21 protein-coding genes are annotated in these 26,504 nt (G+C 33.2%); 6 read left to right on the forward strand and 15 right to left on the reverse strand.

Annotation, left to right across the window (positions count from 1 at the left end; genetic code table 11):
• The first annotated feature begins 71 nt into the window (after positions 1 to 71).
• Both CL818_RS09230 and CL818_RS09235 read left to right on the forward strand, forming a co-directional pair.
• Complete coding sequence (locus tag CL818_RS09230) at positions 72 to 914, forward strand: UDP-2,3-diacylglucosamine diphosphatase (RefSeq protein ID WP_272973824.1); 843 nt, start codon at positions 72 to 74, stop codon at positions 912 to 914.
• Positions 915 to 959: 45 nt separating this feature from the next.
• Complete coding sequence (locus tag CL818_RS09235) at positions 960 to 1,787, forward strand: hypothetical protein (protein WP_272973825.1); 828 nt, start codon at positions 960 to 962, stop codon at positions 1,785 to 1,787.
• Here the strand turns inward: CL818_RS09235 and CL818_RS09240 are convergent.
• Positions 1,784 to 4,687, reverse strand: coding sequence for an FAD-binding and (Fe-S)-binding domain-containing protein (locus tag CL818_RS09240; RefSeq protein WP_272973826.1), 2,904 nt, complete (start codon positions 4,685 to 4,687; stop codon positions 1,784 to 1,786). The genes CL818_RS09235 and CL818_RS09240 overlap by 4 nt on opposite strands.
• A gap of 120 nt (positions 4,688 to 4,807) precedes the next feature.
• Here CL818_RS09240 and CL818_RS09245 point away from each other — a divergent pair, with 120 nt between their 5' ends.
• The gene (locus CL818_RS09245; RefSeq protein WP_272973827.1) at positions 4,808 to 5,308 is read left to right on the forward strand and encodes a hypothetical protein; all 501 of its coding nucleotides are present in this window, start codon (positions 4,808 to 4,810) and stop codon (positions 5,306 to 5,308) included.
• Positions 5,309 to 5,359: 51 nt separating this feature from the next.
• Here the strand turns inward: CL818_RS09245 and bshA are convergent, their stop codons facing one another.
• The 9 genes from bshA to CL818_RS09290 form a co-directional block, all read right to left on the reverse strand.
• Positions 5,360 to 6,493: an N-acetyl-alpha-D-glucosaminyl L-malate synthase BshA gene (bshA, locus tag CL818_RS09250; RefSeq protein WP_013187948.1), complete on the reverse strand. Its 1,134-nt coding sequence runs from the start codon at positions 6,491 to 6,493 to the stop codon at positions 5,360 to 5,362.
• Positions 6,494 to 6,502: 9 nt separating this feature from the next.
• Positions 6,503 to 9,418: a serine hydrolase domain-containing protein gene (locus CL818_RS09255; RefSeq protein ID WP_286972782.1), complete on the reverse strand. Its 2,916-nt coding sequence runs from the start codon at positions 9,416 to 9,418 to the stop codon at positions 6,503 to 6,505.
• Positions 9,419 to 9,618: 200 nt separating this feature from the next.
• On the reverse strand, positions 9,619 to 10,101 hold the full coding sequence (locus CL818_RS09260; protein ID WP_013187950.1) for a hypothetical protein: 483 nt from the start codon (positions 10,099 to 10,101) through the stop codon (positions 9,619 to 9,621).
• 6 nt (positions 10,102 to 10,107) lie between these two features.
• A complete protein-coding gene (locus CL818_RS09265; protein ID WP_272973829.1) occupies positions 10,108 to 10,896 on the reverse strand; it encodes a (Fe-S)-binding protein in 789 nt (262 codons plus the stop codon).
• 5 nt (positions 10,897 to 10,901) lie between these two features.
• Entirely contained in the window at positions 10,902 to 11,336 is a 435-nt protein-coding gene (locus CL818_RS09270; protein WP_272973830.1) for an LNS2 domain-containing protein, read from the reverse strand.
• Positions 11,337 to 11,343: 7 nt separating this feature from the next.
• Positions 11,344 to 11,673 carry a hypothetical protein gene (locus CL818_RS09275; protein WP_272973831.1) on the reverse strand — a complete coding sequence of 110 codons (330 nt, stop codon included), beginning with the start codon at positions 11,671 to 11,673 and terminating at the stop codon, positions 11,344 to 11,346.
• Complete coding sequence (locus tag CL818_RS09280) at positions 11,673 to 13,004, reverse strand: 4Fe-4S dicluster domain-containing protein (protein WP_272973832.1); 1,332 nt, start codon at positions 13,002 to 13,004, stop codon at positions 11,673 to 11,675. Before CL818_RS09280 ends, CL818_RS09275 begins: the two co-directional genes overlap by 1 nt.
• 2 nt (positions 13,005 to 13,006) lie before the next feature.
• Complete coding sequence (locus CL818_RS09285; RefSeq protein WP_013187955.1) at positions 13,007 to 13,957, reverse strand: MlaD family protein; 951 nt, start codon at positions 13,955 to 13,957, stop codon at positions 13,007 to 13,009.
• A gap of 56 nt (positions 13,958 to 14,013) precedes the next feature.
• Complete coding sequence (locus tag CL818_RS09290) at positions 14,014 to 15,126, reverse strand: N-acetylmuramoyl-L-alanine amidase family protein (protein ID WP_272973833.1); 1,113 nt, start codon at positions 15,124 to 15,126, stop codon at positions 14,014 to 14,016.
• A gap of 174 nt (positions 15,127 to 15,300) precedes the next feature.
• Here CL818_RS09290 and CL818_RS09295 point away from each other — a divergent pair, with 174 nt between their 5' ends.
• The 3 genes from CL818_RS09295 to CL818_RS09305 are packed head-to-tail and all read left to right on the forward strand — an operon-like array spanning position 15,301 to position 19,314.
• Complete coding sequence (locus CL818_RS09295; RefSeq protein WP_286972786.1) at positions 15,301 to 18,450, forward strand: putative LPS assembly protein LptD; 3,150 nt, start codon at positions 15,301 to 15,303, stop codon at positions 18,448 to 18,450.
• A gap of 2 nt (positions 18,451 to 18,452) precedes the next feature.
• Positions 18,453 to 18,833 (forward strand): RidA family protein, encoded by a 381-nt coding sequence (locus CL818_RS09300; protein WP_272973835.1) that lies wholly within the window; start codon positions 18,453 to 18,455, stop codon positions 18,831 to 18,833.
• A 40-nt stretch (positions 18,834 to 18,873) separates the two neighbouring features.
• Positions 18,874 to 19,314: a hypothetical protein gene (locus CL818_RS09305; RefSeq protein WP_272973836.1), complete on the forward strand. Its 441-nt coding sequence runs from the start codon at positions 18,874 to 18,876 to the stop codon at positions 19,312 to 19,314.
• 1 nt (position 19,315) lies between these two features.
• Here CL818_RS09305 and CL818_RS09310 read toward each other — a convergent pair whose 3' ends face one another.
• The 5 genes from CL818_RS09310 to gyrA form a co-directional block, all read right to left on the reverse strand.
• A complete protein-coding gene (locus CL818_RS09310) occupies positions 19,316 to 20,146 on the reverse strand; it encodes a CvfB family protein (protein WP_013187961.1) in 831 nt (276 codons plus the stop codon).
• Between the two features lie 116 nt (positions 20,147 to 20,262).
• Positions 20,263 to 20,604, reverse strand: coding sequence for a DUF2853 family protein (locus CL818_RS09315; protein WP_013187962.1), 342 nt, complete (start codon positions 20,602 to 20,604; stop codon positions 20,263 to 20,265).
• A 77-nt stretch (positions 20,605 to 20,681) separates the two neighbouring features.
• The gene (gene menD / locus CL818_RS09320) at positions 20,682 to 22,415 is read right to left on the reverse strand and encodes a 2-succinyl-5-enolpyruvyl-6-hydroxy-3-cyclohexene-1-carboxylic-acid synthase (protein ID WP_286972788.1); all 1,734 of its coding nucleotides are present in this window, start codon (positions 22,413 to 22,415) and stop codon (positions 20,682 to 20,684) included.
• 120 nt (positions 22,416 to 22,535) lie between these two features.
• Entirely contained in the window at positions 22,536 to 23,789 is a 1,254-nt protein-coding gene (locus CL818_RS09325) for a tetratricopeptide repeat protein (protein ID WP_272973838.1), read from the reverse strand.
• A 20-nt stretch (positions 23,790 to 23,809) separates the two neighbouring features.
• Complete coding sequence (gyrA, locus tag CL818_RS09330) at positions 23,810 to 26,356, reverse strand: DNA gyrase subunit A (protein WP_272973839.1); 2,547 nt, start codon at positions 26,354 to 26,356, stop codon at positions 23,810 to 23,812.
• Positions 26,357 to 26,504 lie beyond the last annotated feature (148 nt).

Below are 26,504 nucleotides of genomic sequence, written 5' to 3' on the forward strand. Positions count from 1 at the left end.
GCACGCATTCCTTAATCTATTTGGCTATGTGAGCCTCAACTTGCATTGTAAATTTGTAAAAACTTAATTCATTGAGAAAACGCGTTGTAGAACTTGCTGTTATTTCTGATGTACACCTAGGTACATTTGGTTGTCATGCTAAAGAGTTGCTAAACTATCTTGATAGTATTTCACCTAAAACACTTATCCTAAATGGTGATATCATTGACATTTGGCAGTTTAGAAAACGTTACTTCCCTAAATCTCATCTTGCTGTAATACAGAAAATTATAGACCTTTCTACAAAAGGTACCAAGGTAATTTACATTACTGGAAATCACGATGAAATGTTACGCAAGTTTAGTGATATGACTATGGGAAACTTTTCTGTAGTTGATAAATTAGTGATGGATTTAGACGGTAAAAAAGCTTGGTTTTTTCACGGAGATGTGTTTGATGCTTCTATACAAAATGCAAAATGGCTTGCTAAATTAGGCGGTTGGGGCTATGATTTGCTCATCCTAATAAATAGATTTATAAATTGGTTTTTAATTAAACTTGGAAGAGAGAAATTCTCCTTGTCAAAAAAAATTAAAAATAGCGTAAAGAAAGCTGTAAAGTACATTCAGGATTTTGAAGTAACGGCAAGCGATTTAGCGATAGCTAATAATTACAAATATGTTGTTTGTGGGCACATTCACCAACCACAAATGATTAGAAAAACCAATAAAGTAGGAACCACACTTTACTTAAACTCTGGTGATTGGATAGAAAATTTATCTGCTTTAGAGTATAATGACAAACGTTGGAATTTACTCCTTTATAATGACTTGAATTTAGAAAACATAGACACCAAGCAACTTATGATTTCTAAAAAAAACTCACTCGAAATCACCCAATTACTTACTGCAATTACAATTGTAAAAAAAAGTTGATTATTAAAAGCAATGCCTATCTTTGCAAAAAATTAAGCAATTATAATGGCGTTCAGACTTTTACCCCTTTTTTTAATATTAGCAATTACACTATCTTGTTCTTCAGACAATGGAGACTTAGAAGCTGTTAATCAGGACAATAATGCTAATTACTTTCCATTAGCTGCTAATAATACTTGGACATATAATAATGTACAGGAAGCCGATGGCGAAGACAATATAGAAAGTACAGATGTATTAACTGTAAACTCTACAACTACTATATCTGGAAATTCATACTTTAATTTTTTACAGGATGAAGTTCAAGAAGGTTTTACTACTGCCTTATTTGCAAATGGCGCTGTTAGAAAAGAGAATAATAAACTTATTTATAACGGTACCTTAAATTTTGAATTTGATGGAATAGATCCTATTGAAATTCCTATTACAGATGCAACTGTTTATAATAAGACTGCTGTTGCTGGTATGCAACTTTACGAACTAAACAATACAGTAACACAAACCATAATGGATATTCCTGTAACAATTAGTTTTACTATACGTACAGAAGATGCAGGACAATTTGAAAGTTTTAGTGTTGGTACAGAAGAGTTTACAGATGTTATAGCCTCAAAAGTAATTGTAAATGTTGATATCTCTGCAAGTTTTGATATTTTAGGTACTCCAATTGCAATACCTATTTTAATGTCTCAAGACGTTATAAATGCTACAAACTATTATGCAAGTGATATAGGTTTTATTTACAGCGATGTTGTTTTTCAATACGAATTAGAGGATTTATCTCAATTTAATATCGAATTACCTATTCCTGAGTCTGCAACTATAAACTCTACACAGAGTATAACAGATTGGAATGTAGTTTTAGAAGATTAATTTAAAGCCTTAAGTAGTAATTGTACAGGATGAAAAGCATCTCTTGCAGTACCATCTTTAATTTGATGCCTACAACTTGTTCCTGTAGCTGCTATAACAATTTCTTTATTAGCTTTTCGAATTGCAGGAAATAAGGTTTGCTCACCAATTGCCATACTTATATCATAATGCTCCTTTTCATATCCAAATGATCCGGCCATACCACAACAACCACTCGGTATTATTTTAACGTTGTAATTTACTGGTAAATTAAGCATATCAAAGCTATGCTTTTGGTTTGATAGTGCTTTTTGATGGCAGTGTACATGTAATTTTACGTGAACCTCTTCTGAAGTAAATAAATCACTTGTAATTTCTCCATTATCTATTTCATTTGCTAAAAACTCCTCAATAGTATAACAATGTTTAGAAAGGTTTTTTGCCTGTTGAAGATTATCTGCTAATCTCAGATACTCATCTCTAAATGATAAAATAGCAGAAGGTTCAATCCCGATAAGTGGTGTCTCTTCTGAAATTAAATCAGAAAATATTGAAATGTTTTTGTTGGCTAAGACCTTTGCCTTCTTTAAGAAGCCTTTTGAAATGTAGGTTCTACCACTTTCAACATGATCTACAATAACAACATTATACCCTAATTTATTGAGCAATTTATATGTGGCAAGTCCTAACTCGACATCTAGATAATTTGTAAATTCATCTACAAAAAGATAGACAGATTTTTTTCGAGTGCTTTCTTTGGTTGTGGTAATCTGTTTCCTAAACGTTTTATTAGCGATTATTGGAAAACTCCTTTTATCTGAAATTCCTATGAGTGATTTTAATAACCCACTACTCCATTTCGATTTAAATAAATAATTTGATAATCCTGGAAACTTTGATGCATACGAGTTTATAACCGTATTATGAGCAAATAATTTACTTCTCAATGTTGAACCATTTGATTTTTGATATTGATATTCAAACTCTGCTTTTAAAGACGCAACATCCACATTGCTAGGACATTCACTTTTGCAACCTTTACATGATATACAAAGGTCAAACACCTCTTTAAGTTCTGTATGGTTAAATTTATTTACTTTATTACTTGTCGTTAATATCTCTCTTAGGGTATTTGCTCTTCCTCTCGTTGTATCTTTTTCATCTTTGGTTGCTCTGTAGCTAGGGCACATTGTACCTCCAGAATTTACAGAAGTTCTGCAATCGCCACTACCGTTGCATTTTTCTGCAAGCCTTAAAATACCGCCAGTATCATCAAAATGTAATAAGGTATTAATTTGTGGTTCTTTTCTTTCTGGCACATATCGAAGAGCACTTTCCATAGGAGGCGCATCAATAATCTTTCCCTTATTAAAAATATTTTTTGGATCAAATGTCTCCTTTATTGTTCTAAAGAGATTATAACATTCAGAACCTACCATATATTCTATAAACTCTGCTCGTAACCTGCCATCACCATGTTCACCACTCATTGAGCCATTGTAGGATTTCACCAATTCAGCCACATCAGTAGTTATCGCTTTAAACAAATTTACATCTGTTGCTTTCTTTAGGTTTAAAATGGGTCTTAAGTGCAACTCACCTGCGCCAGCGTGTGCATAATACACAGCTTGTTGGCCGTAACGCTTCATTAAAGCGGTAAATTTGGTAATGTAATTTGATAAATCTTGAATAGCAACAGCCGTGTCTTCTATACAAGCAACTGCTTTTTTATCACCATTAAGATTACCTAAAAGCCCTAATCCAGCTTTTCTTAATTGCATGGCTTTCTCTATATCTTCTCCTTTTAAAACTGGCTGTGCGTAAGAAAGTCCTGTTTTAGACAACGTATTTAAAAGACTTGTTATCTGTAAATTAAGATCATCTTCTATATAACTTCTTAATTCTAAAAGCAAGATGGCTTCTGGATCATCTATTATAAAGAAACGCAACGGTGCATATTTGTGGCTATCCTTGGTACAGTCTAAAATAACACGATCTATCATCTCACACGTAAATAAATTGTGAGCCATACATGGTTCAACAGCTTTAAGACACGTTGATATGTCTTGAAAATGAGCCGCTATTATTGCTGAGTGTTGTGGTGGAATATCATCTAACTTCAACGTGATCTCTGTTGTAAAGGCTAGAGTGCCTTCACTTCCTGCAAGCAACTTGCATATGTTTAACTTTTTAGTAGAATTAGAAAATATCTCTGTATCTATTAAAGCATCTAAAGCATAACCAGTATTACGACGGTGAATTTCTGGTTTAGGAAAGTTTTTAAAAATTAATTCTTGCTGCTTTTCAGATTTTAGAGACTCGTAAATTGTTCTATAAATATCTCCTTCTAAAATGTCTAATTGAAGTTTAGACTTAAACTCGGTTACAGTCAACTCTTTAAATTCCACCTCACTACCATCAGACAAGATTACTTGCATAGCAACCACTTTATCTCGAGTTACTCCATATTGAATGGACGTTGTTCCAGAGGAGTTATTTCCTACCATTCCTCCTATCATACATCTGTTAGAGGTTGATGTATTTGGTCCAAAAAACAAGTTATGTGATGCTAATTCTTTATTAAGATCATCCCTTATAACTCCTGGTTGAACAGTAACTGTTTTATGTTCAGTATTAATATGTAATATTTTAGTAAAATACCTACTAACATCTACAACAATACCACTACCTACGCATTGTCCTGCTAAAGATGTTCCAGCTGTTCTAGGTATAAGTGTCGTATTATGTTTAGTTGCAAATCGTATTAAATACTGTAAGTCTTTAATAGTTTTCGGAAAAGAAACAGCTAGTGGTAACTCTCTATATACTGATGCATCTGTTGCATATAAATTTTTATAAAGTGTACTATCATAAAGTTGCCCTTCTAGATGCTGGTTAAGTTCTTGTAGCTGATTCTTCAAATTATATGACAGTTTAGCGGTTATTCAAATTTAAGATTTCCTTGCATTATATTAACATGTAGTTGTGACAGGATGGTCTATAACCTTAATAAATTCGCTTTAACTAAAAAAAAGAACATTATGAAACACATATTTTTAACAACATTCGCTTTAATTGGGTTTGCTTTTTCAACTCAAGCACAAGAGATAAGTAAAAACGCTATCGGTCTTCGATTAGGAGATGGTGATGGTTTTGGAACTGAAGTATCTTACCAACGTGCTGTAGGAAGTAACAATAACAGAATAGAGCTTGACTTAGGTTGGAGAGATAATGAAAATTTTGATGCTATTAGATTAACTGGTCTTTACCATTGGGTATGGAACATAGATGGTGGCTTTAACTGGTATGCTGGACCAGGTGCTGGTATAGGTAGAGTAGATTTTGATGATGATAGGTTTCCTAGAGATAACCAACCAGATGATGAGACTTATGTATACTTAGCTGGAGATATAGGAATTGAATATAACTTTGATTTCCCTCTATTGTTATCATTAGACTTTAGACCAGAATTTGGTTTTAATGATAATGTTTCTGACGATGTAGATTTTGATATCGGATTAGGTGTTAGATACCAATTCTAATCTTTTAGAATAACGTATTAAAAACTGCTCAACATTTATTGAGCAGTTTTTTTATGCAAAAATGTTATCAATAGCCTTTTGGTATAAGCTTTCGTATTTTGGGACTATTGTATTAATATCAAAAGACTTAGCTACTTTTTTAGCACGTTCCTTAAACTCTTTTAAGGTTTTTTCATCTTTAAAAATCTTAAGTGCATTAGCAGCCATATCATCTATATCACCTACATCACTTAAAAATCCAGATTCGCCATGAATGTTTACTTCTGGCAAACCTCCAGCGTTAGAAGAAATTACCGGAACACCATCGACCATAGCTTCTAAAGCTGCTAAACCAAAGCTTTCTGCCTCAGATGGTAAAAGGAATAAATCTGAAAAACAAAGTATTTTATCTATCTCGTTACTTTGTCCTACAAATATTACGTTGTTAGCAATATCATATTCTTTAATGAGTTGTTCTGCAGCTTCACGTTCAGGACCTTCACCCACTATAATTAACTTGGCTTTAATCGATTGTTGAATTTTGTAAAAAACAGAAACCACATCATTTAATCGTTTTACAGGCCTTAAGTTAGAGATGTGCGTAATTATTTTCTCATCTGCTTCTGCCATTAAATCTCTTTGGCAATCTGTAAACACTTTTTCAGACACATTTGTGTCTATAAAATTATGAACTACATCTATATCCTTAGTCACCTCAAAATGTCTTAACGTGTCTTGTTTTAAACTTTCTGAAACACAAGTAATAACATCACTATTATTAATACTAAATGTAACAGCTGGTTTATAAAAAGGATGATTTCCTACCAACGTTATATCTGTACCATGCAAAGTAGTTACCATTGGTATTGTAATGCCTTCAGACTGCAACATCTTTTTAGCCATATAACCTGCATAAGCGTGTGGTATTGCATAATGTACGTGTAGCAAATCTATACGATGATTTCTTATAACATTTACAAGTTTACTTGAAAGTGCTAGTTCATAAGGTTGATAGTGGAACAACGGATACTCTGGAACATTTACCTCATGAAAATGTACATTAGAGGAAAGTAACTCCAACCTTACCGGTTGTTTATAAGTAATAAAATGAATTTCATGACCGCGTTTAGATAATGCTATCCCTAACTCTGTAGCTACTACGCCGCTACCGCCAAACGTAGGATAACAAACAATTGCAATTTTCATAGGTTGGTTTTAATAGTCTATTGCCTCATAAATAAGACGTTGTAATTTAGTTCTAATATCTTCAGAAATAAGTTTTCTATTAGACGCAAAAGGATAGGTTCTATTACTTAAAAAGATATAAATTAAATTATTGTCTGGATCTGCCCAAGTATATGTTCCTGTAAAACCACTATGTCCAAAGCTACTCATTGGCACACAACCACAGGTTGGTCCTACTTCGTCTAACTGTGGTTTATCAAAACCAACACCACGTCTTACCTCCTTATCTTTATAATAGGTTTTATTAAACTTTTGAATGGTTTCTTCCTTTAAAAATCGTTGACCACCATAATAACCACCATTTAAATACATCTGCATAATTTTAGCAATATCATTTGCATTACTAAACAATCCTGCGTGACCACCAATACCTCCAAGCATTGCTGCTCCTTGGTCATGAACATAGCCTTGTACAACTTGGCGCCTCCATAGCGTGTCATTTTCAGTAGGAACTATTTGCTCTTTACTAAAAGAATTTAATGGTGTATATGTAGTGAAATTAGCTCCCAATGGTTCATAAAAATGATCTTGAGTAATGGTATGTAATGAGTTGCCATAGTAGTCTTCTAAATATTGTTTTAAAATATAATATGGTATGTCACTATACTTATACGCAAGCCTACTTCGTAACTCACTATCTGCTATCTCCTTATAGATAGAATCATTATAGTCATTACGGATATAAAAATTTTCTGCTACTTGAATATTGAAATTAGAATCTGACTTGTCTCTATAGTATTTAACTGATGCTCTTTTAGTAACAGTATCCATTGTATGCAAATAAAACGGTATCCAAGCTGGTAGTTTTGCATAATGAGAAAGCATTTGCTTTATAGTAATATTTTTCTTGTTGCTTTTACTTAACTGAGGAAGAATATCTTTAAGCTTGGTATTAAGATTAATAGTATTGTTTTCTTCCAACTCCATAACCAATGGCAATGTTGCTAATATTTTTGTTAGAGATGCCACATCATAAAGAGATGAGTCTGTAACCTTTTGAGTCTTCTCATAAGTATGATACCCAAAATTCTTATTGTACACCACTTTTCCTTCTTTTGCTATTAACATTTGAAAACCTGGTGTCATTTCCTTTTCTAAGGTTATGTTGATTAAAGAATCCATCTTCTTTAACTTATAAGAATTCATTCCAACACTTTCTGGTAAACCATAAGATAATCGTTTTAAAGATTTTGTCTCATAGCTTGTACCTACCGGAAAATCTAAGCCTACACTTACAGGTAATTTTCCTTTAGCATCTATAGCTCCAAATAACATTTGTGCAGTAACGTTTTGTGCTATCTCACTATTTTGATACGCCATTACAATACCTTCTATATTGGTATTGGTTTTAAGATCTAACATTGCATATGGTCTTGCAAATACATTTAAGATTGTAGTATTGTTTCTTGCAATTTCATATAACCAGACGGTTTCCTTATCTGTAAAATTGTAGCTTTTCCAAGGACTATCATTACTTTTATGTAATCCTACAATAACATAATTGTAGTTTTTTAGTTTTTCTAATAGCTCATCAAGGTGATTTGCTGTTACATGATCTACAGTAGTATATTTATTTAATTGGTTTAAAAATGCAGAACCATCATCATCACCTAAGCTCACGTATGCTATCTTCTTTTTATTAATACGCTTAATAGGTAAAATTGCCTTATTATTTTTTACAACTGTAACTGCATTTTCCATTAAGCGTTGGTAAAGCACATCATTAGATATGGTATTTAAATCTTCATATAAGAAGGTTTCATTTACCGGCTCGTAATCATTTAATCCTACTTTATATTTAGCAGATAATATTTTTTTAACTGAATGTTCTAAACGTTTCTCTGAAATAAGTTCTTCATAATACGCCTCTTTCAACTTACCTATTGCAACAGGAATATCTTCAGAAATTAACAGAATATCATTACCTGCTAAAAAGGCTGCTAAATCTGCATCTCCAGGTTCTTTACTGTTTGCCAAGCCTTTCATTTCCAAAGCATCTGTAAATATTAATCCTTTAAACTGAAGCTTTTCCTTAAGCAAGTCTGTTACAATAGTTTTTGAAATTGAAGAAGGATAATTAGATCTTGTCTCCAGTGCTGGAACATTTAAATGTGCTACCATGATGCTAGAAACACCTTCAGTAATTATCCTTTTGTAAGGATATAACTCTACACTATCTAATCGTTTAATATCAAAATCTATAGTTGGTAGTGTTTTGTGTGAATCTGTTTCTGTGTCACCATGACCTGGAAAGTGCTTTGCGCTAGATAAAACTCCAGCACTATGCATACCATTCATAAATGCAATTGCTTTCTCTGTAACATTTACCTTGTCCTCACCAAAAGATCTATTTCCTATAATAGGATTATTTGGATTGGTATTAATATCTACAACAGGACCAAAATTCATATGCATACCAATGCGCTTAACGTGTTGGCCTATTTGTTTTCCTGTTAACTCTACAAGTTTATTGTCTTTAATTGCTCCTAATGTCATATTCCAAGGAAATGCATATGTAGAATCTAAACGCATTGCTAAGCCCCATTCTGCATCCATTGCCATGAGTAATGGTATTTTAGCTTGGTCTTGTAGTTGGTTATTTAACTTAGCTTGTCGTATTGGTCCTCCTTTTGAAAATATAATTCCGCCAACGTGGTACTTAGCCACAAGAGAATCTAATTCCTTTTTATGTGCAGCTCCTTGATTTGAGAATGCTCGAGGCATAAACAACTGACCAATTTTTTGATCAAGGTTCATAGTGTTATAAACACTATCTACCCATTGTTTTTGTGCTCTCGCATCTTTAGCAGCTAATGGATTGTTTTGTTGAGCAGATACTGTTGTATATATAAGGAAAACTGCACATGCAGTAAGGAAACGCGTCATAAATAATTGGTGAAAAATTCAACTTTAAAGATACAAGAATTAGACCGTTTATTATAAAATCTTAAGAATGTATCTGTAAGTTATTAAACATTATAATTTTACAAATAGTATAGTTTATCATACAATAAAGCCATTTAACTTAAGGAGCTAAATGGCTTAAAAAATTAGAAATCTTATTATGTTACTAAATATAGTTTTTATTAGAAAAACCTTGAATGCCAAGACTCAATTGCTGGCACTTCCCAATGGTCTTCATACTCACCTTTATTTACAACTAAGTTATTAAAGACTATCGTATTAGCTGATACACCTTTATTTTTTGCTAGTTTTTTAAAATCAATAAGAGACTTATATGTAATGTACTCTCCTTGTTTAAAGGAAACATTCATTTTATCCATAAGGTCTATATCGTAATCTTTTTCTAACTGCATTATAAAATGTACAGAAGCATCAATTGAACAACCTGTGGCTGCATTGCGCTCTTGATCTAAAGCAATTACAATAAAACGTTTGTACTTAATCTCGAAACCAGCATTTAGGTTTGCACCATGAGCGGTCCACTCTTGAATAAACTTAGAAAGCTTAGTTTCAATTTCTGAAACTTCATCTTCGGTTAATGTTCTATTGGCTTGATAAATCCAGATTCTTGAATCGTCTGGAAGTGTATTAAAATCTACTAACATAAGTATTTATAAATCATCTGCATTTGCAATCATCTCGGCAACATCCATCACTTCTATTTCGCCTTCAGCTTCACTTTTCACACCATCTGTCATCATAGTATTACAAAATGGGCAACCAGCAGCAATAACATCTGGTTTAATCTCCATAGCTTGTTGTGTACGCTCTATGTTTACATCTTTGTTTCCTGGTTCTGGCTCTTTAAACATTTGGCCTCCACCAGCTCCGCAACATAAACCGTTTTTCTTGCACTTACGCATTTCAACAAGTTCTACTTCTAGTTTTCTAAGTAAATCTCTTGGTGCTTCATATACGTTATTTGCTCTTCCTAAATAACAAGGGTCGTGAAATGTTATACGCTTTCCTTTAAACTTACCACCTTCAACTTTAAGGCGTCCTTCTTCCATTAGTGATTTAAGGAATGTGGTGTGGTGCATTACCTCGTAGTTTCCACCTAAAGACGGATATTCGTTTTTAATGGTATTAAAACAGTGAGGACAAGCTGTTACAACTTTCTTTATTTCATAAGCATTTAGAACTTCTATATTAGTTACAGCCTGCATCTGAAATAAAAACTCATTTCCTGCACGTTTTGCGGGATCTCCAGTACAGCTTTCTTCTGTACCTAAGACAGCAAAATCTACATTTGCACGATTTAATAATTTTACAAATGCTTTTGTTATTTTTTTGGCACGGTCGTCAAAACTTCCTGCGCAACCAACCCAGAATAAAACCTCTGGTTGTTTGCCTTCTGCCATATATTCTGCCATTGTTGGCACCTTTAGTGTTTCAGACATAATTGTTATTCTTGAAAAACTTGAATTTTAACTTCTTTCTCTACAAGGTCTGTAAATTTACCTTTGTAACGTGTGGCTTTCACCAAATGGTTATCTACCCAATGGTAATTACCACCTCTTGGTTTACCCATTAATAAACTATGGAATTTAAAGCCATGTTTGTTTAACCAGGTTTCTGTAACTTCTCTATGCTCTTCTGTTCTAGAAGTAAAGAAACATATCATATGGCCTTGGTCATACCATTTATTTAACGTTGCCAATGCATCTGGAAAAGGTTCACAAGTTGCCATGCGTTCTGGCTCCTCATTAGGAACATCTTCTGTAATGGTACCATCTATATCTATAAGATAATTCTTAACACCTTTTGGTAGCACTGGACTTACCTTTTCTCCGGCTTCTACTTTATCGTGTAATAATTTTGCTACGTCCTTCTTTTTCATTGTTCTATTACTCTTTTAGTTCGTCAAAAGCCTCTCGTGGCATTCTTAAATATATTGCCAGTAAATGATCGCCTTTTTTTCGGTATTTAGGCTGAAATCTTGACAGGTATGTAATCTCTAAGCTTTGTTGTTTTAATGCTTCTAATTGATTTTCTGAACAATAATCACAAAATACCTTTTTAACGCTTAATGAATCTACCTGTAATTGGTCATTAACATATAGATTAGTATATACTTTTACTTGTATTGAATCTTTTTGATATCCAAGCTGTGCATATCCTCCAACTGTAATTAGAGAGAAAAGAACACATAACGATATGTTCTTAATAAATGGCATTAACTTTCGTTTGTCCAATTTAAACGGTCCATTTGGTTATAAGGCCAAGGCGCACCATTATTCTCTATATTTGTCATAGCATTGTTTAGCTCATTTGGTGCTGCACTTTGCTCCATTACCAAATAGCGTCTCATATCCATAATAATACTTAATGGGTCTATTCCTATAGGGCAAGCTTCTACGCAAGCATTACAGGTAGTGCATGCCCAAAGTTCTTCACGCAAGATGTAATCGTCTAAAAGTTGTTTACCATCATCTTCAAACGTTCCATTTTTATTTATGTTTTCTCCAACCTCTTCAAGACGGTCTCTAGTATCCATCATAATTTTACGAGGAGATAATTTTTTTCCTGTTTGGTTTGCAGGACATTCTGATGTACAACGCCCACATTCTGTACACGTGTAGCTATTGAGTAACTGTACCCAATTTAAATCTGAAACATCACTGGCTCCAAATTTTTCTGGTACGTCATCTTCTGCGCCTTCTGCTGGAGCAGCAAATGGATCTGCATCTGGATCCATCATTAACTTTACCTCATTTGTTACAGCTTCTAAATTATTAAACTCACCTTTTGGTGTAAGCTTAGCAAAATAAGTATTTGGGAAAGCCAATAATATGTGTAAATGCTTAGAGTAGTATAAATAGTTCAAGAAAATTAAGATTCCTACAATGTGTAACCACCAGGCTGTTCTTTCAATTATAATTAGAGTACTTGTTGAAAGCCCATCAAAAATTGGAAGTAAAAATTGACTTATAGGAAAGGTTCCTGCTTGTGCATAATGATCTGCACCATTAAGTTGTAATTGTAAATCTGCACCATTCATTATTAAGAACAATGCCATTAATACCATTTCAAAATAAAGAATATTATTGGCATCATTTTTAGGCCAGCTTGTCATTTCTCTAGCCCAGAAGCGTTTTATTCTTGAAATGTTACGTCTTGTCCAAAATATAATAACACCTACAAGTACTAAAAATGCTAAAATCTCGAACGTAGCGATTAACACATCATAAAAGCCTCCTAAATAAGGTGCAAAAATACGGTGAGTACCAAATAGACCATCTATAATAATTTCAAGAACTTCGATATTAATTATTATAAATCCTAGATATACAATAATATGGAGAATACCAGAGATAGGTCTTCTTACCATTTTAGATTGTCCCAAAGCTAAAAGAGCCATTGTTTTAAAACGTTCGCCTTTTTGATCTGTTCTATCTACTTTTTTTCCAAGTTTGATATTACGAATCATTCTACGCACGTTTCTAGCAAAGAAACCTATGCCTGCAATTAAAATAATACCAAATAATATTTGAGCTAAGATTTGCATAATTATTTAAGAGAGTCTTTTGGTGGTTTATAGTCTTTATTACGTTTACCAAATACTGAGATATGTACGTAACGTTTAGGATTTAACTTAACATCTTGTAAAAGTTGTTCAAGTTGTTTTGTAGCACGATCTAAGTTATCATATACCTTAGGGTCGTTTAATAATTTACCAACTGTACCATCTGTACTGTTTGCTTTGGCTGCAACATTTTTAAGGTCTGCTGCTATCTCTTCAAAATCGTTTACTATGCCTGCAAGGTTAACTTCGGCTAGTGAGTCTGAGAACGAATTAAAATTATAAGACATTTCATCTAGGTTGGTAAATGTTCTGTCTAGCTTAGGTTTATTATCTGTTAATATACCATTTAAAGTTCCAGATGTATTTTCTAAAGATGCCATTGTGCGGTCTAAGCTGGCAAAAGAGTTTCTTAAATTTTGACGCGTATTTGGATCTAAAATCTCATTAAATCCATTTACTAAAGAATCTACACTTACAATAACGTTCTCTATTTTTTTCTGAAGTGGTGTTAGCCTATCATTAACTAATTCTAACAAACCTTCTTCTATCTCACTATTTAGGGTATCTCCATCTTTAGCCATTTGTCCTTGCTCATACGTAGGTACAATTGCAAGAGACTTACCTCCTATTATACCACCACCATAAATACGAGCAATGCTGTTTTTTGAAAACTCAAAATCATTTTCAACAGTAAATGTAATTGCTAAGTTACCTCGAGAATCTATAATTTGAATATCTGTAACCTTACCTACTTGTAAACCGTTTATAGTTACTTTAGAAGACCTTGCCAGACCTTCAACATCATCATAAACAGCATAAAATGTTCGGCTACCATCCAACAGGTTATTTCCTTTTAAGAAATAATACCCAAATATAAGCAGTGCTATAGCTGAAAGAACTAATACTGCTGTCTTAACTTCTCTAGTAATTTTCAAGGATATATAATACTTTAGTGAACAACAAATGTAGCGATTAATATAGGAACGTAAAGTTAATTAACCTTAGATTTTAAAGCTTCATTTACGTTGATTTTTTTTTCGCCCTTAAAGGCTACAACGTATGCCTGCTCATAACCTACAATTTTAGCCTGTTTTACAAGCTCTTGTATTTTTAGATAGTCTGATGTCTTTCCGAAGTAATATTTGTAAAGACCATTTTCCTGATTTCTAGTAATTTGATTAAGCCCTTTAAAGTCATGCTTGTCTGGGTTTAACTTTTTGGAACTTGCAGCAATCTGGACTTTAAAAACGATATCTCCATACACTTCTTCTTTAGTTTGAGATACTGTTTTTGGAGTATTTATTTGGTCTGACACACCTCCAAAAACATCTAAATTTAAAGTTCTTTTATATTCATTTATAGCATTTGCTATAGCAGTTGCTACTTTTTCTTGTCCTTTGGCACTGTTTAAAAAAGCACCTTCTTCTGTATTTGTAATAAAGCCTGTTTCAATTAACACACTTGGCATATAGGTTTTTCTTAAAACTAAGAAACCTGCTTGTTTAACGCCTCTACTTTTTCTCTTAAGCTTATCTCTAAATTGAGATTCTACATTATCTGCCAATAAAATACTTTGATCTAAATACTCTTCCTGCATTAAAGTTAAGCCAATATAGGATTCTGGAGATTTAGGATCAAAACCATCATAGGTCACCTCATAATCTTCCTCTAAATAAATTACAGAGTTCTCTGCCATTGCTACGGCCAAGTTATCATCATTTCTATGCAGACCTAAAACGTATGTTTCTGTTCCATAGGCCTGAGAGTTATGAGCATTACAATGTATAGACACAAACAAATCTGCCTTTGCTGAGTTTGCTATCTTGGCTCTCCCATCTAATGTTACAAATTTATCTGACTCACGAGTATAGATAATCTCAACATTTTTATCATCTTTCAACTTATTACCTACTAACTTGGTAATAATTAAAGCTATTGTCTTTTCCTTAAGATGATTTTTTAATTTTCCAGGATCTTTACCTCCATGACCAGCATCTAAAACAACTACAAATTTATTGCTTTGTTTTTGTGCATTTAAACTATTAGAAGTTCCTAAAAATCCTATTATTAGAATTAATATTGAATAATATTTAAGGTGTCTCATAATTTGATAACGCATAGCTCGTTAGTATTGGTATAAATTACATTTAGAATAAAGATTTGTACTCTAAAAATTATATGTAATTTTGAAGCTTCAAAAAGTAAGCCACTTTTTACAAAAATAGCATATATAGCCTTGCAAACAAACGTACGACACATACTTTCATTATGCGCCTTCATGCTGTTTTCTGCATATGTTTGCCAATCTCAAATAACTGACAAAGAGCTCCTTAAAAGCATTAAAACTCAACGTGACAGTATAGCAAAACGACGAGACAGTATTTTTAACGCAAAATATGGCTCTAAAAATACTACAGCTAAAGCCGTTAAAGTACGTAGCGCATCTAATAATGACAGCCTTACCATAAAAAATGACAGCTTAAAATTTTCTGAATTAAGAAAACTAAACGATTCTATTACTGCTAACTCTAACAAAAAGCGACTTGACAGTTTAAAAATCTCTTCAGAAAAACTAGATGTCTTGAAAGATACAGTAGATAGTCTTTCCCCTAGATTGACTGATTCTATTAAACCTAAGACGCAATCTCAATCTACAGGAGATTCATTAAAAGATGCCACAAACAAAAACGGATCTAATAAAATTGAAGAGAAAGTTAATACTCCTGAGATTAATGAGCAACCAGAAGTTATTTTAACCGAGCCAACACCTACAAATGAAGATGATACGTTAACCAGATCACCTTCTACAGAACCAATACAACTTGAAAATAACTCCAACAGGCAACTTACTATTGATGGTGATAGTATTTCTAGACCATTAGGACAACTACCATTAACAGAAAATGATTCAACAGCTAATGATAGCACCAAAACTGTAGGATTACTAACAGATTTGGTTACCTATAAGGCTAAAGATTACATGCGTTTATCTCAACGTGAAAACAAAATGTATTTGTATGATGAAGCAGAAGTGTTTTATGGAGATATGCAAATTACAGCAGGTCTTATAGTTATAGACAATGAAAAAAATGAGGTGTATGCATATGGTATAAAAGATAGTGTTGGTGAGTATTCTCAAAAACCTGTTTTTACTCAAGGTCAAAATGTAGTTGAGCCAGATTCTATTCGATTTAATACTAAAACTGAAAAAGCATTAGTTTATAATTCTAGAACAGAAGAAGGAAGTTTTAAAGTTAAAGGAGAAGTTACAAAGCGAGAAAATGACTCTGTATACTATATTAAAAACGTAAGGTTCACCACTTCTGAAGATATAGATAACCCAGATTACTATTTTTATGCAAGACGTATAAAATTTGTACCAGAAAAGAAAATTGTTACAGGTCTTGTAAATATGGTAATTGTAGATGTTCCTACACCATTAGGCTTACCTTTTGGGTATTTTCCTTTAACAGAAGACAGAACCTCTGGTTTTATAATTCCGTCTTATGGAGAAGATAACCAACGTGGGTTTTCTCTTCAAAATGGAGGATATTACTTTGCAATTAATGATTATATAGACTTAACAACTACAGGTAGTTATTTCACCAACGGTAGTTATACTTTACAATTTCAGTCTACCTATAATGTGCGTTACAAGTACAGAGGAAACTTTAGTTATAGGTCTGAAAAGCTCCTAAATAGTGAACGTGGTTTTCCAGATTTTTCTGAAGCCAATAATTACAATATACAATGGAGCCATAACCAAGATGCTAAGGCAAATCCATCATCACAGTTTAGAGCATCTGTAAACTTGGGTAGTAGCAGGTTCTTTCAGCAATCTATAAATCAACAAAATATTGGTAGTAACTTAGTAAATAACTTAAGTTCTTCTGTTTCTTATTCAAAAGTATTTACAGGAGATCCAGAAGTTAATGTTACAGTTGCAGCAACACACAATCAAAACACAGGTACACAAGAAGTAAATATGACGCTACCTACCTTGCAAGCTGGTGTCTCACGTATTTACCCATTTAAACCTAAAGATGGCTCTAGTAAAGGTGCTATCGAAAATATTAACTTTAGCTATAACTTAAGAGGAGAAAATAGGTACACTACTACCGAAGATGAATTTTTTACAAGTGAGATGTTTAAAAATGGGGTGTATGGAGCACAACATACTATACCAGTTACCACTAACTTTAAACTTCTTAACTATCTTAGTGTTTCTGCAGGATCTAACTTTCAAGAAAATTGGGTGTTCAGAACATTTGATAGATCATACGATAATGAAAATAGAGAAGTTGTTGTAGATACTATTAATGGTTTCGATTCCTATAGAACGTATAATTTTAATACCAGTATAGGTACATCTGTGTATGGTACTTTTAATTTTGGTAAAGACAAAAAGGTACAAGCCATACGTCACGTTATAAGACCTTCTATAAGCTATAACATTAACCCTGGTTTTTCACAGTACTTCGATGAATATGTAATTGAAGGTTTAGATGAAGAAGATGAAGATGAAACCGTAAGATATACACGCTTTCAGGGTTCCTTATTTGGCGCACCTACAGAAAACTTTTCTAGCTCAATTGGGTTAAGTCTTAACAATGTATTAGAGGCTAAAGTAAGAAATCCCGATTCTACTAAAACTGAAGCTAAAAAAGTTACACTCTTAAATAACCTAAATTTTAGAACATCTTATAATTTATCGGCAGATAGTTTAAGGCTTGCTCCTATTAGTGTTACAGGTAGTATTCCTTTAATGGATAATAAGCTTACAATTAATTTTAATGGAGCTTTAGATCCTTACGCCTTAGATAATAACAACAGAAGAGTTGATACTTGGAATATCGAAAACGGCGGAAGTCTTTTTAGGTTAACAAATGGTAATGTTAGTTTTAACTATAGTTTTTCTAGCGATCAATTTAGTGGAGATGGCAGAGATACAGACCGGCAAGATAACCAAACCCTAAGAAATGGTGGTAGACCAGATGACCTGTTTGGAAAACCTATATCTGATAATGGCGACATTTATGATGAAGATGACGAGGAAGCCTCTGTTAAAGAAAACACCACTGAAAAATTTAATTATAAAATACCTTGGAATCTTAGGCTTGCCTATACCCTAACCTATGCAAACTCTGCTAGGCAAAATGAAATTAGTAGTCAATCTATTTCTATATCAAGTGATTTAGAATTATCTCCAAAATGGAAAGTTGGTGGCTCTACTTCATTTAATGTACAAGACCAGACTTTTGTGGCCACAAGTTTTAGATTTCAAAGAGATTTAGGTAGTTTTAGAATGTCTTTTAACTGGCAACCATTTAGAGCAAATGCACCTTGGAATTTCTTTATTGGTATTAAATCTAACATACTACAGGATTTAAAATACGAGCAACGTAGGCGTCCTGACCAAAACTTATAATTATGAAAACTATAATTACTACAGATAAAGCACCACAACCAATTGGTCCTTATAATCAAGCTGTACTTAATAACGGTATGCTTTATACATCTGGACAAATAGCACTTGATCCTAAGACTGGGCAGTTACATTTAGAGGATATTTCTTCTGAAACCAAAGTAGTAATGGAGAATTTAAAGGCTGTTTTAGAAGCTGCAGAAATGAGTTTTGCTAATGTCATAAAATCTACCATCTTTATTAGCGATATGGACAATTTTGGAAAAATAAATGACGTATATGGCTCTTATTTTGATGATGCAACAGCACCTGCAAGAGAAACCGTACAAGTAGCCCGATTACCAAAAGATGTAAACGTTGAAATTAGCGTTATAGCATCTTTATAAAAAAGGTATCATTATTGATTACCTTTAAAAAACACTTTTTTTGAAACAATTTCTTTACATATTCTTCCTTTTAATTGCTGTAACTACAAATGCACAAGAGTTTACTAATGGTGGTCCGTTAGATTTTAAAATCTCTGCTTTAGAAACGCCAATCATAAGTTTTGGTGTAGCAACGCCTCAAAATAAATTCTTTATAAGTGAGGTAGATTTAATTGATCCTGTAAAACCTAAAGAAGTGAATATGCTGGCAGTTATGACTAAAAGTGCCAATGTTAAAAAAAGAGAAGTAGATATTAAATCCTTTGGATCTTTTGGGTCTCAAAAAAGAAAAAGCTCAGTGATCTCTGTTGAAGCGAGAGCCAATGAGCTTAGACCTAATTCTTATAATTTTGGTAATACTGGTGTTCGAAATATATCTTATAAAGATAGTAGACTACCATCTTATTATGGATACTACAGAACACCATACATAGGTTATTAATTTAAAGTAACGTAATAGAATCTACCTTAATATCTATCTTACGTTGCTTATAAAGTGTCCCTATTGCTCTTTTAAAACTCTTCTTACTCATTTGTAAGTGCTTTTCAATCTCTTCTGGAGTAGACTTGTCGTGAAGGTTTAATGTACCACCATTTACACTTAGCACATCTAATATTTTTTTAGAGTTTGGCTCTATACTTCTAAAACCAGGTCGTTGTAATGTTATAGTTAGCTTACCATCTTTACGTACTTTTTTAACCCAACCTTTCATTTGGTCACCTTCTCTAAGATTCTGAAATATATCACTCTTAAAGACTAATGCTTCGTGAATCTCATTTACAATAACGTTGTATCCTAAATCTGTCTTATTTACTACTAATACATCTACTTCATCATAAGGTTCAACAGTAATTTCACTATTATCTGTAAAAGAAAATACTTTACTAGAAGCTACTAACCTATTTGTTTCTAAATCTAAATAACAAAATACTAAATAACGCTCACCTACTTTCATAGGAATAACTTGCTCTCTATAAGGAACAAAAAGGTGCTTTTCTAAGCCCCAATCCATAAATGCGCCTACGTTAGTTACATCTGCACAACGTAAATATGCAAATTCATCTAACTGTATAAGTGGTTTTATATTAGTTGCTACAGGACGTTCTTTAAAATCTAAATAAACAAATACCTCTAGCTCATCACCAATCTTAAAATCTTCTGGCATGTATTTGTTAGGCAACAAGACTTCGTCTCCATCATCATTTCTCAAAAACAGACCAGGTTCTGTTTCTCTATCTATTACTAGTTTATGGTATTCTCCTATGTTAAGCATCCTAAAAAATTTTCGGCAAAGTTACGGTATTGTTATGACAATAGTTATAGTACTATTGCCAATAAAAAAGCCGTTACTTAAAAATAAATAACGGCTTTTTGTATGTTTAAAACGATCTATTTGTAAACAGATTCTTTTTTAAAGTGTTGAGTAAGCAAGTAATAAACAACTGCTCTGTATTTATTACGATTAGATTTTCCGTATTTTTCAATAACTGAATTTATTGCATCCATAAGTTTAGGCTCATCTTTAAGGCCTAATTTCTTTACTAGGAAATTATTTTTTACAGTCATTAGCTCTTTCTCATCGCTACCAGAGACTGTTGCAGCATCTGCATTGTAAATAGATGGTCCACAACCAATAGTTACTTTAGTAAGTAAATCCATATCTGGAGTTTCACCTATTTTGTTTTTAATATCATCTGCATACTTTGCAATTAAATCATCTCTCTTACTCATAATATGTTTCGTTTTTTGGTTAATTATTAAGCTTCAACAATGTACAAATTTTTTAAAATATATAACACATCTCAATTTTAAGATTTTAGATGTTTAAAATAACCTTTTAATACTTTATCGTTAATTATTCTTGGTGTAAAGATTTCTAACAGTTTTGGAGCGTCTGCTTCATCAAAAAACGTTTCTAAACTATGTTGTATTTCTTCAGTACTAGTGGCGTTCTCGTATTTAAAATTATACATTTTACATAACTGCTTTGCCGTTAGGTTATGAGTAGTTTCAAAATAAGTATTAAATGTTTCTGTATCCTCGTGACCTGGTAATATTCTAAAAATACCGCCACCATTATTATTTATTAAGATTATTCTGAAAGAACTAGGGATATAAGCATTCCAGAGTGCATTACTATCATAAAAGAAACTAAGGTCTCCAGTTATAAAAATGGTTTGTTTTTTTGAAACTAATGAAGCACCAATAGCTGTAGATGTACTGCCATCTATACCACTTGTCCCTCTATTACAAAATACATCAATTGTTTTGTTTAGCTGAAAGAGCTGTGCATATCGTATGGTCGAGCTATTACTTAAATGTACTAATGAATTATTTGGCAGTTTTTCTAAAAGACACTTATAAGCTGAAAAATCTGAAAATGGTACTGAATCTTCATAATCTCTCTGAAGCTTTAAACGTTCAATTTTAATAGCATTCCAGAACTGAAAGTAATTACTCTTTACTGGTTTAGTTAAGGAAAAAAATGTAGTTAAAAAGATGTTTGGTGAATACTCAAAATGCTTTTCTAAACAAAAATAAGTATCATATGCTTTTTTTGGATCTACATGCCAATGGTGTTTAGGCTGGTAAGTTCTTAAAAATGCTTTGATTTTTTTTGAAACAATTAAACCTCCAAAGGTGAGTAATATGTCTGGCTGTAAAGCTTTGAACAGCTCTTCCTTAGAGTCTTGTTGTTCAATTGGTGCTATTATAGTGTCTATACTCGGGAAAAAATTTGGATGGTGCACATTTGATGTGGTCTCTGTCATAACTATAACAGATTCATCTTTTGCAAAAGCATCTAAAAACTGCTGCTCTATTGTATTAGGGTCTTGTACTCCAATAAGAATTAACTTACGTTGAGAGCTATTCCAAATCTTAGCATACCTACTCAACTCATCTTCTGTAACAGATTTTTCCCTAACATCTGGTGAAACTTTAAAGGGCTCCAAACTTGTTTCTGAAACAGTATCATATAAAGGTTCATAAAATGGTACATTAATATGTACAGGTCCTTGTTCCTCAATGGCTGTATTTAATGCTTTATTTATTTCTTGCTCATTATGCCTATGAGACTCCCATTGTTTTTGTTGTAATTTAATATCTTTAGGGTGTTCTTCTAAAACAGCTTCAGAATATAAGTTAGCAGAGTATAAAATATGATTACCGTATACATTCTTTTGTCTAATAGTTTGGCCATCACCAATATCTATACGTTCTACAGGCCTATCTGCTGATATTATAACTAAAGGAATGTCACTGTAAAATGCTTCTGCAATTGCAGGATAGTAATTTAGTAATGCAGAGCCAGATGTACAGACTAAAGCTACTGGTTGTTTTAATTGTTGTGCCATGCCTAAGGCTAAAAAAGCAGCACAACGCTCATCTACAATACTATACGCTTTAATATCTGGATGCTCCGAAAACCCTATGGTTAGTGGTGCATTACGAGATCCTGGTGAAATAACAACATTAGTTATTCCTTTAGAAATACAAAGTGCGACAACAGATTGCGCAACAGGAATTTTAGAATACTTCATGAGCCACAAAAATACCAAAATACTAGGTATTATTAATGCCTCAAGATTATAAACAAACACTAGATATAAAAAAAGCTGCTATTAAAATAGCAGCTTTTATATTCGGTTATGTTGAGTGTCTTAGTTACCCTCAAAAGATTGAAGTTTAGCTTTCATTTCTTTAGCTTTAGCTTCATTATCTAATTGGTAGTAAATATTCATTAAAACTCTAGTAGCTTCAACGTTTTCTGGCTTCTGCTCAATAACACTTTCTAAATATGGTACAGCAGAAAGGTAAATTTGCTTACGTCTTTCTTTTAACTCATCATATTTCTTGAAATCTGCGTTAGATGTTCCAAGCGCATTCATTTGTTCAACCAATGGCTTTTCTTCTTTTAAAATTTCAGCTGCAATGTTAATCTTTGCATCTGTATTCTTAGGGTCTATTTCTGCAGCTTTTTTAAAGTAACCTATTGCAGCTTCACTGTCTCCTAATTTACTTGAGCTAATACCTAAATTGTAATAAAGTGCAGAGTTGTTTGGGTCTTGCTCTACAACCTTTTCCATAATTTCTTTGTAACGCTCCATATTACCCATTTCGTAATATACGTTAGCTTCTACTTGCATTAAAGCAACATCATTTGGGTTTTGCTCCATTGCCTTTTCTACAGCAGCAATAGCTTCTTCGCTTTTCCCTAAATCATTATAAATTAAAGCTATATTTTTAATTATCTCAGGTTTTTTAGACTCAGATTTTTTGTCTTCTGGCTTGATATATTGTCCAGATCTTACAGCAAGATCACGTTCTTCTTTCTGAAAAGTTTCAACTTCACCTGTTTCTTTATTAATAGCAGTATACTCTACTTCAGAACCATCATAGTTCATACTCTCAAGTTCTTTGTAGTATTTAAGAGCAGACTCTAAGTCGTTTCCTGAAACAGATAAAATAGCTGCATTATAAAGGAAAGACGTATCTACAGGGCTTAATCTATAAGTCATATAATACTTTTTTGCTCCTTCAGAAAAACGCTGAGCTTTGTAATCTTCTGTTGCTAAAGCCAAAACTGTATTAGCTGCATTAAGTTTACCGTTTGTAGCTTGCTCCATACCTTCCTCTATCTCTAAAGCTTTATCGTAAGCACTTACAGCTTCTTGAATTTTATCTAGAGAAATTGAACCATCTTTAAAAATTGCCTGACCTTTAGCCGCATAAAAGCGAGCTTTATATTCCTCATCTGCATCTGCTAACATAGGCTCTGCTTGGTTGAGAAAAGTCATTGCTTCACTATAGCTTTCTTTTTCAAGAGCTTTTTCAGCTTTTTTTATCTCTTTTTTTTGAGCAAAAAGAGTTACTCCAAAAGCCATTAAAGCTACTGTTATAATTCTAGTTTTCATTAGTTTTTATTTTGGGTTTATTATTCTTCACTATCATTTTCAACATCTGTGCCAAGATTCTCCATAGCTTTCTTGCTTTGGTCTTCTTCTATCTCAGCTTCATGTTCTAACTCTTCAACATTATCCTCATCTTGTTTTACTTTGGCTACAGCTGCAATTGCATCGTCTCCTTTAAGGTTAATAAGTCTTACACCTTGTGTTGCACGACCCATAACTCTTAAGTTTTCTACAGATAAGCGTATAGCAATACCAGATTTATTAATAATCATAAGATCATCATCATCTGTTACGTTTTTAATTGCTACCAACTCACCCGTTTTAGAGGTTACAGAAATAGTTTTCACACCTTTACCGCCACGGTTAGTCATACGGTAATCTTCTAAAGATGAGCGCTTTCCGTAACCATTTTCTGAAACTACAAGGATATCTGAGTCGTTGTTGTTAACTACAACCATTCCTACTACCTCGTCTGTTTTTTCATCTGCTAAACGAATACCACGAACACCAGAAGCACTACGACCCATTGGTCTTGTCTTGCTTTCTTCAAAACGAATACACTTACCACTCTTAACAGCAAGCATTATTTCGCTATCTCCAGTTGTTAATTTAGCCTCTAAAAGCTCATCATCTTCCTTAATTGTAATGGCATTAATACCATTTATTCTTGGTCTTGAGTATTGCTCTAATGATGTTTTCTTAACCTGACCTTTTTTAGTTGCCATTATGACATAGTGGCTATTAATGTAATCTTCGTCTTTAAGATCCTGAGTACAAATAAATGCTTTTACTTTATCGTCTGGCTCAATATTAATTAGGTTTTGTATAGCGCGACCTTTAGAAGTTTTACTTCCTTCTGGTATTTCAAAAACACGCATCCAGAAACAACGTCCTTTTTGAGTAAAGAAAATCATGTATTGGTGGTTAGTACCAACAAACATATCTTCTAAGAAGTCTTCATTACGTGTTGTTGATGCTTTTTGACCAACGCCACCTCTATTTTGAGTTTTGTATTCTGTAAGTGGTGTTCTTTTAATATAACCTGCGTGTGAAATGGTAATTACTACCTTTTCATTTGGGATCATATCTTCAATGCTCATGTCTCCACCAGCATACTCGATTACTGAGCGACGCTCATCACCATATTTATCTTTAATTTCTTGAAGCTCGTCCTTAATTATCTGCATACGACGCTCTTTCTTATCAAGAATGTCCTTAAGATCCTCGATAGTCTTCATTAAGTCGTCATACTCACTACGTAACTTATCTTGTTCCAGTCCTGTTAACTGGCGTAAACGCATTTCAACAATGGCTTTAGCTTGTATTTCTGTAAGCTTAAAGCGTTCCATTAATTTTTCTCTAGCTTCATCTGCATTAGAGCTTGCGCGTATTAATGCAATTACTTCATCTATATTGTCTGAAGCTATGATAAGTCCTTCTAATATATGAGCACGTTCTTCTGCTTTTCTTAATTCGTACTTAGTACGGCGTACAACAACCTCATGTCTGTGCTCTACAAAATGATGAATCATATCCTTAAGATTCAACATCTCTGGACGACCATTAACTAGTGCAATATTATTTACACTAAATGAAGATTGTAATGCAGTATACTTATATAATGTATTTAGTACAATGTTAGGAATTGCATCTCTCTTAAGAATATAAACGATACGCATACCGTTTCTATCAGACTCGTCTCTAATAGCAGAAATTCCTTCAATTTTCTTTTCGTTTACCAAGTCTGCTGTCTTTTTAATCATGTCAGCTTTATTCACTTGGTATGGTATCTCAGTTACCACAAGACATTCACGACCTTGTACTTCTTCAAAAACAGCTTTACCACGCATTACAACGCGACCTCTACCTGTTTTAAAAGCTTCTCTTACACCGTCGTAACCATATATTGTACCACCTGTAGGGAAATCTGGAGCTTTTACGTGCTCCATTAAACCTTCTATATCTATATCACTATCGTCAATATAAGCGTGTATACCATCTACAACCTCACTTAAGTTGTGTGGTGGCATATTTGTAGCCATACCAACGGCAATACCAGAAGCACCATTAATTAACAAACCAGGTACACGTGTAGGAAGAACAGTTGGTTCTTCAATAGTATCATCAAAGTTTAAGGCGTGATCTACAGTATCTTTATCGATATCTGCCATCATATCATCTGCAATCTTGCGCATTTTCGCTTCTGTATAACGCATTGCGGCAGGACTATCTCCATCTACAGAGCCAAAGTTACCTTGGCCATCTACTAACATATATCTTAAACTCCATTCTTGAGCCATACGAACCATGGCATCATAAACAGAAGTATCACCGTGTGGGTGATATTTACCTAAAACCTCTCCTACAATTCTTGCACTCTTTTTATGAGATGAGTTTGACCGCACACCTAGTTCGTGCATTCCAAAGAGGACACGCCTATGTACAGGTTTTAAGCCGTCTCGTACGTCGGGAAGTGCACGTGACACAATTACAGACATCGAATAATCGATGTATGCAGATTTCATTTCATCTTCAATATTAATAGAAATTAACTTTTCGCCGTGAGCCATAAATTATATTCGTTTTGGTTCTAAAATCTAACACGGCAATTTAAGCAATTCTTGAGCTTTCATAAGGGTTTAGATGAATGTTTTTAGCGTTTTTATTAACAATTGTTAATGACATATTAGTTAATAAGTTGAAGACGATAAATTTTGA

Source organism: Croceibacter sp. (genome assembly GCF_002716225.1).
In the GTDB taxonomy this organism is placed as follows: Bacteria; Bacteroidota; Bacteroidia; order Flavobacteriales; family Flavobacteriaceae; genus Croceibacter; species Croceibacter atlanticus.

What these genes read in the sequence shown, in the direction of transcription:
- CL818_RS09235 (WP_272973825.1), top strand. Translation starts at nt 960, where the DNA reads ATGGCGTTCAGACTTTTACCCCTTTTTTTAATATTAGCAATTACACTA.
- CL818_RS09245 (WP_272973827.1), top strand. Translation starts at nt 4,808, where the DNA reads ATGAAACACATATTTTTAACAACATTCGCTTTAATTGGGTTTGCTTTT.
- bshA (WP_013187948.1), bottom strand. Translation starts at nt 6,493, where the DNA reads ATGAAAATTGCAATTGTTTGTTATCCTACGTTTGGCGGTAGCGGCGTA.
- CL818_RS09255 (WP_286972782.1), bottom strand. Translation starts at nt 9,418, where the DNA reads ATGACGCGTTTCCTTACTGCATGTGCAGTTTTCCTTATATATACAACA.
- CL818_RS09260 (WP_013187950.1), bottom strand. Translation starts at nt 10,101, where the DNA reads ATGTTAGTAGATTTTAATACACTTCCAGACGATTCAAGAATCTGGATT.
- CL818_RS09265 (WP_272973829.1), bottom strand. Translation starts at nt 10,896, where the DNA reads ATGTCTGAAACACTAAAGGTGCCAACAATGGCAGAATATATGGCAGAA.
- CL818_RS09270 (WP_272973830.1), bottom strand. Translation starts at nt 11,336, where the DNA reads ATGAAAAAGAAGGACGTAGCAAAATTATTACACGATAAAGTAGAAGCC.
- CL818_RS09275 (WP_272973831.1), bottom strand. Translation starts at nt 11,673, where the DNA reads ATGCCATTTATTAAGAACATATCGTTATGTGTTCTTTTCTCTCTAATT.
- CL818_RS09280 (WP_272973832.1), bottom strand. Translation starts at nt 13,004, where the DNA reads ATGCAAATCTTAGCTCAAATATTATTTGGTATTATTTTAATTGCAGGC.
- CL818_RS09290 (WP_272973833.1), bottom strand. Translation starts at nt 15,126, where the DNA reads ATGAGACACCTTAAATATTATTCAATATTAATTCTAATAATAGGATTT.
- CL818_RS09295 (WP_286972786.1), top strand. Translation starts at nt 15,301, where the DNA reads ATGCTGTTTTCTGCATATGTTTGCCAATCTCAAATAACTGACAAAGAG.
- CL818_RS09300 (WP_272973835.1), top strand. Translation starts at nt 18,453, where the DNA reads ATGAAAACTATAATTACTACAGATAAAGCACCACAACCAATTGGTCCT.
- CL818_RS09310 (WP_013187961.1), bottom strand. Translation starts at nt 20,146, where the DNA reads ATGCTTAACATAGGAGAATACCATAAACTAGTAATAGATAGAGAAACA.
- CL818_RS09315 (WP_013187962.1), bottom strand. Translation starts at nt 20,604, where the DNA reads ATGAGTAAGAGAGATGATTTAATTGCAAAGTATGCAGATGATATTAAA.
- menD (WP_286972788.1), bottom strand. Translation starts at nt 22,415, where the DNA reads ATGAAGTATTCTAAAATTCCTGTTGCGCAATCTGTTGTCGCACTTTGT.
- CL818_RS09325 (WP_272973838.1), bottom strand. Translation starts at nt 23,789, where the DNA reads ATGAAAACTAGAATTATAACAGTAGCTTTAATGGCTTTTGGAGTAACT.
- gyrA (WP_272973839.1), bottom strand. Translation starts at nt 26,356, where the DNA reads ATGGCTCACGGCGAAAAGTTAATTTCTATTAATATTGAAGATGAAATG.